We start from the raw sequence: 12938 nt of genomic DNA, 5'->3' as shown, positions 1-12938 counted from the left end.
CCCCAACCCCAACAAAAAAAACCGCCCGGTCTCCCGGGCGGTTTTCGTTTCAGGCTACCGCGCGGGCGATCAGTTGCCGGCGCCGGTCAGGCCACGCTTTTCCAGCAGTGGTTCGATCTGCGGCTCGTGGCCGGCGAAATCGCGGAACAGCTGCATGGCATCCACGCTGCCGCCCTTGGACAGCAGGGTGGCGCGGAAGTGGTCGCCGTTCTTGCGGCTCAGGCCGCCGTTGTCCTTGAACCACTTCTGGGTGTTGGCGTCGAGCACTTCCGACCAGATGTAGGCGTAGTAGCCGGCCGAGTAGCCGCCCATGATGTGGCTGAAGTACGGGGTCTTGTAGCGCGGCGGAACCGGCGCGTAGTAGATGCCGTCCTTCTCCAGCGCGGCGCGCTCGAAGGCCATCACGTCCTTGGCGGCCGGCACCTGGTCGGCGCCAATCTGGTGCCAGCGCTGGTCCAGCATGGCCGCACCCAGGTACTCGGTGGTGGCGAAGCCCTGGTTGAACTTGGCTGCCGCCAGCACCTTGTCCAGCAGTGCCTGCGGCATCGCCGAACCATTCTGGTAGTGCTTGGCGTAGTTCTTCAGGATGACCGGGTTGTCGGCCCACATCTCGTTGACCTGCGAGGGGAACTCGACGAAGTCACGCGGCACCGAGGTGCCCGAGAAGTACGGGTACTTCACGTTGGAGAACATGCCGTGCAGGGCGTGGCCGAACTCGTGGAACGTGGTGTTCACCTCGTCCCAGGTCAGCAGGGTCGGCTGGCCGGCCGGCGGCTTCGGAATGTTCAGGTGATTGGCGACCACCGGCTTGAAGCCGGTCAGCTTGGACTGCGAGACGTAGGAGTTCATCCACGCGCCACCGCGCTTGGAGGCACGTGCATACGGGTCGAAGATGAAGATCGCCAGCTGGCTGCCGTCGGCGTCGAACACGTCGTAGACGGTGACGTCATCGTGGTAGACCGGCAGGTCGGTGCGCTGCTTGAAGGTCAGGCCGAATTCCTGGCCCGCGGCGTAGAACACGCCGTTCTCCAGCACGTTCTTCATTTCGAAGTACGGCTTCAGCTGCGACTCGTCGAAGTTGTACTTGGCCTGGCGCACCTTCTCGCTGTAGAAGGCCCAGTCCCACGGTTCCAGCTGGAAGGTCGGCTTGCGCGCGGCCTTCTGTTCCTTGTCGATCATCGCCTGCAGATCGGCGGCTTCGCGCTTGGCGTTGGCCACGGCGGCCGGAGCCAGCTTGCCCAGCATCGCGTTGACCGCTTCGGGGGTCTTGGCGGTCTGGTTGGTCAGGTTGTAGGCGGCGAAGTTCGGGAAGCCCATCAGCTTGGCCTTGTCGGCACGCAGTTGCATGATGCGCGAGACCAGCGCGGTGTTGTCGAACTCACCGCCGCGGCTGCCGCGGGTGGTCGAGGCTTCGTAGATCTTCTGGCGCAGGGCGCGGTTGGCCAGGTTGGTCAGCGGCGGCTGGCCGGTGGTGTTGAGCAGGGTGATCACGTACTTGCCTTCCAGACCACGGGCCTTGGCGGCTTCGGCGGCGGCAGCGATCTGCTCCTTGGACAGGCCGTCCAGCTCCTTGACGTCGTCGACGGTGATCGCCGAAGCGTTCACTTCCGACTGCACGTTCTGGCTGAACTTGGTGCCCAGGTTGGCCAGCTCGGCGTTCATCTCCTTCAGCGTGGCCTTGTCGGCCTCGGACAGCTTGGCGCCTGCACGCACGTAGTTGTCGTAGTACTTCTCGACCAGACGCACGCCTTCGGCGTCCAGGCCCAGCTGGCTGCGGGTGTCATACAACGCCTGGATGCGGGCGAACAGCTTGCCGTTCAGCGCGATCGCATCGCTGTGCGCGGCGAACTTCGCCGAGTAATCAGCCTGCAGCTTCTTGCGGGTGTCGTTGGTGTCGGCGCCGACCAGGCTGAAGAACACGGTGGTCGCACGGTCGAGGATGTCACCGCTCTTTTCCAGGGCGATGATGGTGTTGTCGAAGGTCGGCTTGGCCTTGTTGTTGGCGATCGCCTCCACTTCCTTCAGCTGCTGCGCCATGCCGGCGTCGAAGGCCGGGGCGAAGTCGCTGTCCTTGATCTTGTCGAACTGCGGGAAGTGCAGCGGCAGCGGGCTTTCGGCGAAGAACGGATTGGCCTGCTGGGCATGGGTGCTGGCAGCCGGGGTTGCGGCGCCGGCCGAGAAGGCGGGCAGGGCAAGGCCGAGGGACATGGCCACGGCAAGGGCAAGGCGAGTGGTCAAGGTAGGAACTCCGGTAAGGCAAACAAGGGCCCGAGGGTAACCCGGCCGGCGGCGCCCGCACTTGTGTCAAAAGGCATGTTGCCGGGGCCGGGCGCGGGTACCATGCATTCACCGCCCACGGCCCGCTGCCATGACCACTGCCTACGACTTCAGCTTCCGCGACCTCGACGGCCAGCCGCAGGCCCTGGCCCGGTACCAGGGGCACCCGTTGCTGCTGGTCAATGTCGCCAGCCGCTGTGGCTTCACCCCGCAGTACACCGGGCTGGAACAGCTGTGGCAGGAGTATCGCGAGCGTGGCCTGGTGGTGATCGGGTTCCCATGCAACCAGTTCGGTGCACAGGAACCGGGCGACGCCGCGCAGATCCGCCAGTTCTGTTCGCTGGACTACCCGGTCAGCTTCCCGCTGTCGGAGAAGATCGAGGTCAACGGCGACGGGGCTGATCCGTTGTGGGCATGGTTGTCACGCGAAAAGCGCGGCCTGCTGGGTAGCGCCCGCATCAAGTGGAATTTCAGCAAGTTCCTGGTCGACCGCCAGGGGCAGGTGGTGTCGCGCTATGCGCCCACCACCAGGCCGGAGCAGCTGCGCGGCGAGATCGAAGCGCTGCTGTGAGATGAACCCAAAAAGGGGACGGAGGGGATTAAGTCGTTTGTGCACAAACGACTTAATCCCCTCCGTCCCCTTTTTGCTTATTTCTCGACGAACGCGCGCTCGAACACGTAGTGGCCCGGCTGGCCGATACGCGGCGAGACCTGGAAGCCACGGGCATCGAGCACGCTGCGCAGGTCGGCCAGCATCTGCGGGCTGCCGCAGATCATCGCGCGGTCGTTCTCCGGGCTCAGCTCCGGCAGGCCGAGGGTGCGCTGCATCTCGCCGCTTTCCATCAGCTGGGTCAGGCGGCCCTGGTTGGCGAACGGCTCGCGGGTGACGGCCGGGTAGTACAGCAGCTTGTCACCGATCATCTCGCCCAGGAATTCGTGCTCACGCAGTTCCTTCTCGAAGTAATCGCGGTAGGCCAGGTCCTTTTCGTAGCGCACGCCGTGGCAGAGGATCACCTTCTCGAAGCGCTCGTAGGTTTCCGGGTCCTTGATGACCGACAGCCACGGCGCCATGCCGGTGCCGGTGCCCAGCAGGTACAGGTTCTTGCCGGGGTGCAGATCGCTGATCAGCAGGGTGCCGGTGGGCTTCTTGCCGACCAGCACCTTGTCACCCGGCTTGATGTGCTGCAGGCGCGAGGTCAGCGGGCCGTCCTGCACCTTGATGCTGAAGAACTCCAGATGCTCTTCCCAGTTGGCGCTGGCGATGGAATACGCGCGCAGCAGCGGCCGCGCCTCGGTTTCCAGGCCGATCATCACGAACTGGCCGTTCTCGAAGCGGAAACCGCTGTCGCGGGTGAGGGTGAAGCTGAAGTAGGCATCGGTCCAATGACGGACCTCAAGCACCGTTTCGGCGCCAAAAGCGGAGGACATGGGCGTATCTATCGGAAGTCGTCGGGGTGATTCTATCTCAAATGAGACAGGTTCTCATTAGGCGGAACGAGAGGCGTTCTCAGCGGTAGCCGGCCGCCTGCAGCTCGAACAGCTCGGCGTAGCGGCCGCCCTGGGCCATCAGCTCTTCATGGGTGCCGCTGGCCTCGATCCGGCCATCGGCCAGCACCAGGATGCGATCGGCCATGCGTACCGAGGAAAAACGGTGGGAAATCAGCACTGCGGTGCGATTATCCGCCAGTTCCCTGAACCGCTGGAACACCTCGAACTCACTTCGCGCATCCAGCGCCGCCGTTGGCTCATCCAGGATCATCACCTGCGCATTGCGCATCCATGCACGGGCGATGGCGATCTTCTGCCATTGGCCACCGGACAGGTCCACGCCCTGCTTGAAGCGGCGACCGATCAGCTGGTTGTAGCCGCCGGGCAGGTCGTCGATCACTTCCTCGGCCATGCCGCGCCGCGCGGCGTCGGCGATGCGTGCCTGATCGTCCATCGCCTCGACCTGGCCGACGCCGATGTTCTCGCCGGCGCTGAGGTTGTAGCGCACGAAGTCCTGGAAGATCACCCCGAGGTTGGCGCGCAGGTCGTCCAGGTCGTAGTCGCGCAGGTCGCGGCCATCGAGCAGGATGCGGCCCTCGTCCGGTTCGTACAGCCGCGCCAGCAGCTTGACCAGGGTGGTCTTGCCGGCGCCGTTCTCACCGACCAGCGCCAGTACTTCGCCGGCCTGCAGCTGGAAATCAAGGTGGCGCACCGCCCATTGCTCGGCATCCGGGTAGCGGAAGCCGACGTTCTCGAACACGAAGCCCTGGCGGATCGGCTGCGGCACGCGCACTGCACCTTCGCGCGAGTGGATTTCCGGCTGGATCTGGAAGAACGAGAACAGGTCATCCAGGTACAGCGCCTGGCTGGCCACCTGCGAGAAGCCGATCAGCAGGCCCTCCAGCAGCTGGCGCAGGCGCAGGAAGCTGCCGGCGAGGAAGGTCAGGTCGCCGATCGAAAAGTCGCCGCGCACCGTGCGCCAGGCGATGTAGGCGTAGGCGGTGTAGTAGCCCAGCGTGCCCAGTGCGGCCAGCAGCGTGCCCCAGAACGCGCGGCGCCGGGCCAGGGCGCGGTTGGCCTGGAACAGCGCCACCGACAGGCGCCGGTAGCGCTCCACCAGGAAGCGGTGCAGGTTGTAGATCTTCACTTCCTTGGCCGTTTCCACGCTGGCGCCGAGCTGGCGCAGGTAGTCGAGCTGGCGGCGCTCGGGCGTCCACTGGAAGTTGAGGCTGTAGCCGGCCGCATTGAAGTGCGATTCGCCGATGAAGGCCGGCACCAGCGCCAGCGCCAGCAGGAGGATCAACCACGGCGCGTAGACCAGCAGGCCGACGGCGAGGCTGGCCACGGTGATCGCGTCCTGCACCTGGCCGAACAACTGGCTCATCAGGTTCATCCGGCCCATGGTCTGGCGTCGCGCACGGTCCAGCTTGTCCTGCAGGTCCGGGTCCTCGAAGTCCTCCAGATCCAGCGTTGCCGCGTGTTCCATCAACCGGATGCTGGTGACGTTGGCGAACAGTTCCGAGAGCAGGGCATCGGCGTAGCTGACCAGCCGGCCGAGCAGATCCGAGGCGATGGCCAGGCCGAATTCCAGCGCCAGCAGGCCCAGCAGCGGATTCAGTATGCCGCTGGACAGCGCCTCGCCCAGTGGCGGGAAGCCGGCATCGTGCTGGCTCAGGTGCAGCGCGCTGTCGATGATCAGCTTGCCGACGTAGAGCATCGCCACCGGCAGCAGCGCACGGATCAGGCGCAGGCCAAGGCTGGCCAGGGTGAGCGCGGGGCTGGTCTTCCAGACCATGCGCAGGAACGGTGGCAGGTTGCGCATCGCCCTGAAGCGCTGGCGCAGGCTGGGTTTCTTCGCGGCGGCAGCGCCAGCGGTGGGGGTAGCAGGCATGCGCGTATTGTGCGCGCCCTGCGCGTGGCGGAGGCATGAACGGGGCGCATGCCTGCCATGCGCCGGCAGGGCAGCGCGTCGGCGCCGCCTGCGCGCTCAGTCCAGCGCAGCCAGCAGCGCAGGATGGTGAGCGAACCAGAAGCGCAGGGCCCCGCTGTCGATGCCGTAGGCGCCTTTCCAGAAATCGACGGGATAGCTCCAGTCCGAAGAGCGCGACGTGCGCGGTGCCAGACCGACCCGGGTGAAGCGTTGCGCCAGGCCGGGATGCTCGGGGGTCTGCAGCAGCCCGGCATGGCCCAGGGCATCCAGCAGGTGACGCGCCTGCTCGACGGACAGTTTCAGGCCCGGCAGCGCGCACGCGTTTGACGATGGTCGACGGGGTGTCCTTGGCGTCGCTCTCGTGGTGCAGCAGCCGCAGCAGTGCCACCAGTGTGCTCATGTCGCCGGGCGCCCGTCTGGGCGTCAGATTGTGTTGTTCCAACAGGAAGGTGATGGCGTTTACGCTTCCGCCGAGCACGACCCCGATGTTGTGGCGGACGCGCGCCCAGCTGGTCGGGTCGAATCTGCCTTCGCGAACCTGGCCGCAGACCGCACAGGCGAGGCTGGGGTGTGGCTGCTCCTGATGCCTGGGGAAGTGCACCATGAACGCATACGCCGACAGCCCGGCGCGCAGGTCGCTGCGGTTCTCCTGCACGCCGAGGATGAAGTTGTCTGCCACATGCTGGCGGTCGGCGCGGGCATAGGCGGCGAACATCCGCACCTGGAGGGCCTCATGGCCCGGATGTTCGACGGGCCACAACAGTCCATGCCGTTCAAGCGTCGACAGGAGTTCGGGCGGCGCGGTGTCCCGCTCCCGGTACTGGGTCAGCGCCTTCAGCGCCTCCTTGCTGGGCGTGTCGGGGGCTTCGTCGGCCATGACGTTCGGATGCTTCCTGCGGGGCAGGTACAGTGCCCGGCGGTCCAGGCACTGTCAACGAAGCGCTCAGGGCAGCGGCGGCAGCAGCCCGGCGCCCAGCCGGTTCCAGGCATTGATCACCGCGATGCCCATGCTCAGGTCGCTGATGCCCTTCTCATCGAAGTGCGGTGCCAGTGCATCGAACGCCGCCTGTGACGGTGCACCGTCGGTCAGCCGGGTCAGTGCCTCGGCCCAGCCCAGCGCCGCACGCTCGCGTGCATCGAAGAAACGGCTTTCGTGCCAGGCGGGCAGGGTATCGAGCTTGCGCGGCTCGATGCCGCCCTTGCGCAGCGCCGTGCCGTGCATGTCCATGCAGTAGCCGCAGCCGTTGAGCTGCGACACGCGCAGGAACACCAGTTCCATCAGGGTCGGATCGATCGAGCTGTCATGCACCGCCTGGCTGGTGGCCAGCAGGCCCTTGAAGGCTTCGGCGGCCAGGCGGGTGTAAGGGACGCGGGGAGAGGCGTGGTCGGACATTTTCGGCTCCACGGCGGCCACGATGGCCGCCTTTCATTACAAGGACGCCGTGCCGTCACCGCGCGTGACAACGTCCGGCAACTTTTCCGGATTCAACACGCTGTACACGTTGGCGATGCGGCCATCGACCACTTCGATGGTGGTGATCGAATGCAGGCGGTCGCCGAGGAAGCGCAGGATCGCCGGCTCGCCGTTGACCCAGCCCATCTGCGCGGTGTGGCCCAGGCCGCGGCGCGCGATGGCCCAGAACAGGCGGCCGATGCGTTCGGCGCCGAGCAGGGGCCGCACCGCCGCGGTAACCACGCCACCGCCGTCGGAAACCAGTACCGCGTTGGCGTGCAGCAGGGCCTGGATCGCCTCGCTGTCGCCGCGCTGGGAAGCGTCCATGAAGCGCGCCAGCAGCTGCCGGTGCTGGCTGGCGTCGGCATTGAAGCGTGGCCGCCCGGCCTGCAGGCGCTGCCGGGCACGGTGCACCAGCTGTCTGCAGTTGGCCTCGCTGTGGCCGATCAGCTCGGCGATCTCACGGTAATCGTGGTCGAAGGCTTCCTTCAGCAGGAAGGCGGCGCGTTCCTCGGGGCCGAGCTGTTCAAGCAGGGTCAGGAAAGCCACCGAGACATCGTCGGCAAACGCATGCAGCTGGGCGGGGCCGGGCGCTGGGTCGGGCTCCAGGGTGACCGCCAGTGGCTCGGCCAGCCACGGTCCGACGTAGTGCACGCGCTCGCGCTTGGCCGCGCGCAGCCGGTCCAGGCCGAGCCGGGTGGTGGTAGTGACCAGCCACGCCTCGGGATCGCGGACGCTGGCCGGGTCCGCCCCGGACCAACGCAGCCAGGCATCCTGGACCACGTCTTCGGCGTCGGCGCGACTGCCGAGCAGGCGGTAGGCCAGCGCCATCAGGCGCGGACGGTGGGTCTGGAAAGCGGTTTCAGCGTTCATGTGGGCAAGGACGCCGTAGTGGCGCGTGGCGTGACAGAGGGTGTGCGTGGATAGTGCAGGCCAGCGGCCGGCACTACCACCCTGCGGCCGGGGGAGGGGGTAAAATGGGGGGATTACCCCCGCCAGCCTCCAGCAAGCGAGCAAGTCGTGACATCGATCAAGCAGGAAGACCTCATCCAGTCCATCGCCGACGCGCTGCAGTACATCTCGTACTACCACCCGGTCGACTACATCAAGAACCTTGCCGCCGCCTACGAGCGCGAGGAGTCGCCGGCCGCGAAGGAAGCGATGGCGCAGATCCTGATCAATTCGCGCATGTGCGCCGAAGGCCACCGTCCGATCTGCCAGGACACCGGCATCGTCACCGTGTTCCTGGAAATCGGCATGGACGTGCGTTGGGACGACGCCACCATGGGCGTGGAAGACATGGCCAATGAAGGCGTGCGCCGCGCCTACATGCACCCGGACAACAAGCTGCGCGCTTCGGTGCTGGCTGATCCGGCCGGCAAGCGCATCAACACCAAGGACAACACCCCGGGCGTGGTCAACGTCAAGGTGATGCCGGGCAACACCGTCGACGTCATCGTCGCCGCCAAGGGTGGTGGTTCGGAAGCCAAGACCAAGTTCGCCATGCTCAACCCGTCCGATTCCATCGTCGACTGGGTGCTGAAGACCGTGCCGACCATGGGCGCCGGCTGGTGCCCGCCGGGCATGCTCGGCATCGGCATCGGCGGCACCGCCGAGAAGGCGATGCTGCTGGCCAAGGAAGCGCTGATGGAGCCGATCGACATCACCGAGCTGCAGGCCCGTGGTGCCTCCAACCGCATTGAAGAGCTGCGCCTGGAGCTGTACGAGAAGGTCAACGCGCTGGGTATTGGCGCGCAGGGCCTGGGTGGCCTGACCACCGTGCTCGACATCAAGATCAACGACTACCCGACCCACGCGGCCAACCTGCCGGTGGCGATGATCCCGAACTGCGCGGCCACCCGCCATGCGCACTTCACCCTGGATGGCAGCGGCCCGGTGATGCTGGACCCGCCGTCGCTGGAGGACTGGCCGAAGCTGACCTACGATTCGTCCAAGGGCACCCGCGTGGACCTGGACACGATCACGCCGGACGATGTGGCCAGCTGGAAGCCGGGCCAGACCCTGCTGCTGAACGGCAAGCTGCTGACCGGCCGCGACGCAGCGCACAAGCGCATGGTCGACATGCTCAACAAGGGCGAGGAACTGCCGGTCGATCTGAAGGGCCGCTTCATCTACTACGTCGGCCCGGTCGATCCGGTGCGCGACGAAGTGGTGGGCCCGGCTGGTCCGACCACGGCGACCCGCATGGACAAGTTCACCCGTCAGGTGCTTGAACAGACCGGCCTGCTGGGCATGGTCGGCAAGGCCGAGCGCGGCCCGGCGGCCATCGAGGCGATCCGTGACAACAAGTCGGCCTACCTGATGGCCGTTGGTGGTTCGGCCTACCTGGTGTCCAAGGCGATCAAGGCGGCGAAGGTGGTTGGTTTCGCCGACCTCGGCATGGAAGCGATCTACGAGTTCACCGTGCAGGACATGCCGGTGACCGTGGCGGTCGACTCCACTGGCGAATCGGTGCACAAGACCGGCCCGCGCGAATGGCAGGCCCGCATCGGCAAGATTCCGGTGGTGGTGGAGTAATTTCTCCCGTTCCGGTCCAGACAACGGCGCCCGTGTGGCGCCGTTGTTGCATGCAGCCTGCCCGTGGATGATGTGCTCTGCTAACGTGCGCTGTCTGACGTATTGGAAGGGAGTCCATCGTGCTGCAGTGGTCGCGTGTTTTCGTATTGCTGGTCGTTGCGCTGGCGTGCAGTGCCTGCGGGCCACGTTATTTCGTCGAACCGCCAACCCACGAAGCGGGGAGGATCTGCGCGTCGGTCTGCGAGAGCCAGAAGGCGACGTGCGACTTCCACAACCGCGCCCGCGCGGAGTCGGATCAGCGCAGCTGCGAAAGCGAGAAGAGCCGGATCATCAGCCGTTGCAGTGGTATCGCCGACGACAGGCAGCGGCACAATTGCGAAGGGGGCAACGGTGCCGGCACCTATTGCGGTTCCCCGGCGCTTCCTTCATGCAGTGCTCCGTACGCCCAGTGCCTGCTCTCCTGCGGCGGCACCGTGAATGAAGTCCGCACCGACACCGGGATTCCGGTGTACTGATCGGGGGGCGCGTCGCTGCCTGCACGAGTAACCGTAGTCTGCTAGGGTCGGCACACCCCTGCACTGGATGTGCCCATGCGCCTGCATCGATCCGTCGCGGCTGTGTTCCTGCTGGTCCTGGCCGGCTGCACCACAACCTCATCCTACGAAGGTGCGGATTTTTCCGCCTCCTCGCAGTGCCGCATGCAGTGCCAGGCCGACTATCGCAGCTGCATGGCGCGGGGTAGTATCGGCAGCAACGACTTCAGCTGCGAACAACAGATGGCGCCGGCGCCGGACAAACGCTGCAAGGACATTGCCAACCCCGAGCTGCGCCGTTCCTGTGAACTGAAGACGCACGACTGCGCGATACGCACGCCGATCATGTCCTGTAGCGAAGGCCGCGATACCTGCATGAGCCGCTGCGGCTGAGCAACGATTGCGCGCGTGGGCGCATAATCGGCTGATCCACCTGCACGGGATCTTCCGCATGAGCACCACGCTGTATGGTTCAACCAGTACCGCCGCGCTGGTGGTGCACTGGCTGCTGATCGAGCTGGGCATCGAGCACGAACTGGTGCTGCTGGATTTCGACGCGCGCGAGCACAAGTCGGCGGAGTACCTGGCGCTGAATCCGGCCGGTGTGGTGCCGACGCTGCTGATCGATGGCTTGGTACTGACCGAAGCGGCGGCGATCGCACTGTATCTGGCTGACCGCCATCCGGAGGCCAACCTGCTGCCCGCACTGGGCACGCCGCAGCGCGCCGATGCCTACCGCTGGATGTTCTGGTGTGCCAATACGCTGCAGCCGGCCTATCGTGCCTGGTTCTATCCGCATGAAATGGCGGGCGAGGCAAATATCGAAGCGAGCCGCGAGATGGCCCGTCAGCGTCTTGAGGCGGCCTGGCAGCATGTGGCCACGCACCTGCAGGCGCACGGACCGTATCTGCTGGGTGCCACGCCCTGCGTGGTCGACTACATGCTGGTGATGCTGATGCGCTGGTCGCGCAACATGCCGAAGCCCAGCGACACCTGGCCGGCGCTCAAGGTGCATGCCACGTCGATGAAGGCGCGCCCGGCGTTCGCCGAGGTATACCGCCGCGAAGGCATCACCGACTGGCGGTAAACAGAAAAGGGGACGGAGGGGATCAAGTCGTTTGTGCACAAACGACTTGATCCCCTCCGTCCCCTTTTCCGTTACAGGATCTCCAGCACCGTTTCCGGCGGGCGGCACAGCCGTGTGCCCTTGGGCGTGCGTACCACGGGGCGGTTGATCAGGCGCGGGTGTGCGGCCATCGCGGCGAGCAGCGTGGCATCGTCGGCCTCTTCCAGTCCCAGTTCGGTGAACTGTGCTTCCTTGCTGCGCACCAGATCACGTGCGCTCAATCTGGATTCGGCCAGCACCTGGCGCAGTGTGGTCACATCGGGTGGATTGCCCAGGTACTCGATCACCTCCGGATCGAAGCCCGCATCGCGGATCAGCGTCAATGCGCCACGCGAGTTGCTGCAGGCCGGGTTGTGCCAGATCGTCACGTCCATCAGAACCACTCCAGCAGCGACACGCCCACGCCCACGTAGGTGGCCTTGTGGTTGTAGTCGATCAGGCTTTCGCCGTAGCCGTCGAAGATCTGCACGTGGCCGCGCAGCAGGTTGCTGATCGGGAAGCCGTAATCCAGCTGCAGGGCACCGTGTGAGCGGCTGCCGGTACGCAGCGAATGGCGTGCCATCAACGAGACTTCGTGGCCGTTGCGGTTCCAGGTCAGGGTCGCATCACCGCGGCCCATGTAGTCCTCGATGTCCGGATTGTTGTCGTCGCTGCGGGTCTCGGGAATGCGGTACCACGGCCGCAGCACCAGCGCCCAGTTCTCGCGGTCCAGGCCGATGTTGAGCATCACCCGGTTCCAGCTGCGCGACAGTGGGTCGGCACGGCCGTTGGACTGGTGGTTCAGCGCGATGCCGGTCATGCGGCCGCGCCAGCCACCGATCGAGTAGCCGTTGCGGAACACCATCATCACTTCCGGCTCGTAATTGGTTTCGCGGAACGGGCGCGAATCCTCGCCGTTGTAGGCCTGCCAGCGCGAGCTCTGGGTATAGCCGGCCCAGATGTCGCCGTTGTCGCCGAACAGGTTCTCGGCGATCTTGGTCTTGAAGCTGATCTGGAACTTCAGTTCGGCGCTGTCCAGCACCTGCGGCGTGGTGACCGTGTTGGCCGGATTCGGCGAATGCGGCGTGGTGTTGCGGTCGCTGGTCCAGAACGCCGGCAGCAGGTACACCGGCTTGTAGGCACGCAGCTGGAATGGGCCGAGCTTGGAGTCCTCGGCCAGTTCCCAGCGGCTGTCCAACAGCGAACCGCGGCCGGCATTGGCCAGCGCGCTGTCCGGCGCAGCGGGGCGGAACAGGTCGCTGACCCGCTCGCGCAGTTTCTCTTCGCCCTGGCTCACGCGTGCGGTCTGGCGTTCTTCGCGACGGGCCTGCGCGGCCGCCTCGGCAGCGGCATCGGCGGCGGCCGTGGCCTGCGGCGTATGCGCGAACAGGCGGTCATAGCAGGCCAGGCGCGCCGCGTCAGTGGTGATGGCGGCACACGCCGCGGGCGAGGTATCGGTGCTGGGCACGAATTCCTGCGCGGCCAATGGGGCACTGGCCAGGGCCAGCGCCAGCGGCGCAAGGCGGGGAAGCAGCGGGGGGAGGGTCATTCCAGCAGGCCCTTCGGTGAATACGGGAATCGCACAGTGTGGCGGCTGTACCGCATCGCGGCCAG

The 12938-nt window shown here is 65.9% G+C and carries 12 protein-coding genes; 5 read left to right on the top strand and 7 right to left on the bottom strand.

The window, feature by feature from the left end; genetic code table 11:
- Nucleotides 1-69: 69 nt before the first annotated feature.
- A complete protein-coding gene (locus ACZK2V_RS15405; protein WP_201116811.1) occupies nucleotides 70-2238 on the bottom strand; it encodes a M3 family metallopeptidase in 2169 nt (722 codons plus the stop codon).
- Nucleotides 2239-2368: 130 nt separating this feature from the next.
- Between ACZK2V_RS15405 and ACZK2V_RS15400 the strand changes: the two genes are divergently transcribed.
- The gene (locus ACZK2V_RS15400) at nucleotides 2369-2848 is read left to right on the top strand and encodes a glutathione peroxidase (protein ID WP_201116810.1); all 480 of its coding nucleotides are present in this window, start codon (nucleotides 2369-2371) and stop codon (nucleotides 2846-2848) included.
- Between the two features lie 77 nt (nucleotides 2849-2925).
- On the opposite strand, the gene ACZK2V_RS15395 is transcribed toward ACZK2V_RS15400, so the two are convergent.
- The 4 genes from ACZK2V_RS15395 to ACZK2V_RS15380 form a co-directional block, all read right to left on the bottom strand.
- A complete protein-coding gene (locus ACZK2V_RS15395; RefSeq protein ID WP_046984352.1) occupies nucleotides 2926-3705 on the bottom strand; it encodes a ferredoxin--NADP reductase in 780 nt (259 codons plus the stop codon).
- A 79-nt stretch (nucleotides 3706-3784) separates the two neighbouring features.
- Complete coding sequence (locus ACZK2V_RS15390) at nucleotides 3785-5656, bottom strand: ABC transporter ATP-binding protein (protein ID WP_107433037.1); 1872 nt, start codon at nucleotides 5654-5656, stop codon at nucleotides 3785-3787.
- 982 nt (nucleotides 5657-6638) lie between these two features.
- Nucleotides 6639-7088 (bottom strand): carboxymuconolactone decarboxylase family protein, encoded by a 450-nt coding sequence (locus ACZK2V_RS15385; RefSeq protein ID WP_049398766.1) that lies wholly within the window; start codon nucleotides 7086-7088, stop codon nucleotides 6639-6641.
- Between the two features lie 36 nt (nucleotides 7089-7124).
- Nucleotides 7125-8021: an RNA polymerase sigma-70 factor gene (locus tag ACZK2V_RS15380; protein WP_201116809.1), complete on the bottom strand. Its 897-nt coding sequence runs from the start codon at nucleotides 8019-8021 to the stop codon at nucleotides 7125-7127.
- 147 nt (nucleotides 8022-8168) lie between these two features.
- On the opposite strand from ACZK2V_RS15380, the gene ACZK2V_RS15375 reads away from it, so the two are divergent.
- From ACZK2V_RS15375 to ACZK2V_RS15360, 4 genes are all read left to right on the top strand, one after another.
- Complete coding sequence (locus ACZK2V_RS15375; protein ID WP_486322563.1) at nucleotides 8169-9686, top strand: fumarate hydratase; 1518 nt, start codon at nucleotides 8169-8171, stop codon at nucleotides 9684-9686.
- A gap of 119 nt (nucleotides 9687-9805) precedes the next feature.
- A complete protein-coding gene (locus tag ACZK2V_RS15370; protein WP_154264010.1) occupies nucleotides 9806-10201 on the top strand; it encodes a hypothetical protein in 396 nt (131 codons plus the stop codon).
- A gap of 75 nt (nucleotides 10202-10276) precedes the next feature.
- The gene (locus tag ACZK2V_RS15365) at nucleotides 10277-10612 is read left to right on the top strand and encodes a hypothetical protein (RefSeq protein ID WP_049421525.1); all 336 of its coding nucleotides are present in this window, start codon (nucleotides 10277-10279) and stop codon (nucleotides 10610-10612) included.
- Nucleotides 10613-10670: 58 nt separating this feature from the next.
- A complete protein-coding gene (locus tag ACZK2V_RS15360) occupies nucleotides 10671-11306 on the top strand; it encodes a glutathione S-transferase family protein (protein WP_049421526.1) in 636 nt (211 codons plus the stop codon).
- Between the two features lie 71 nt (nucleotides 11307-11377).
- Here the strand turns inward: ACZK2V_RS15360 and arsC are convergent, their stop codons facing one another.
- Together arsC and ACZK2V_RS15350 are read right to left on the bottom strand one after the other, a co-directional pair.
- Nucleotides 11378-11719 carry an arsenate reductase (glutaredoxin) gene (arsC, locus tag ACZK2V_RS15355; RefSeq protein WP_201116799.1) on the bottom strand — a complete coding sequence of 114 codons (342 nt, stop codon included), beginning with the start codon at nucleotides 11717-11719 and terminating at the stop codon, nucleotides 11378-11380.
- The gene (locus ACZK2V_RS15350) at nucleotides 11719-12873 is read right to left on the bottom strand and encodes a phospholipase A (protein WP_019337376.1); all 1155 of its coding nucleotides are present in this window, start codon (nucleotides 12871-12873) and stop codon (nucleotides 11719-11721) included. Before ACZK2V_RS15350 ends, arsC begins: the two co-directional genes overlap by 1 nt.
- Nucleotides 12874-12938: the final 65 nt, after the last annotated feature.

It is taken from the genome of Stenotrophomonas sp. 93052_Sma, assembly GCF_056481145.1.
The sequence above is the reverse complement of the archived record's forward strand: the minus strand, read 5'-3'. Positions and strand labels throughout refer to the sequence as shown.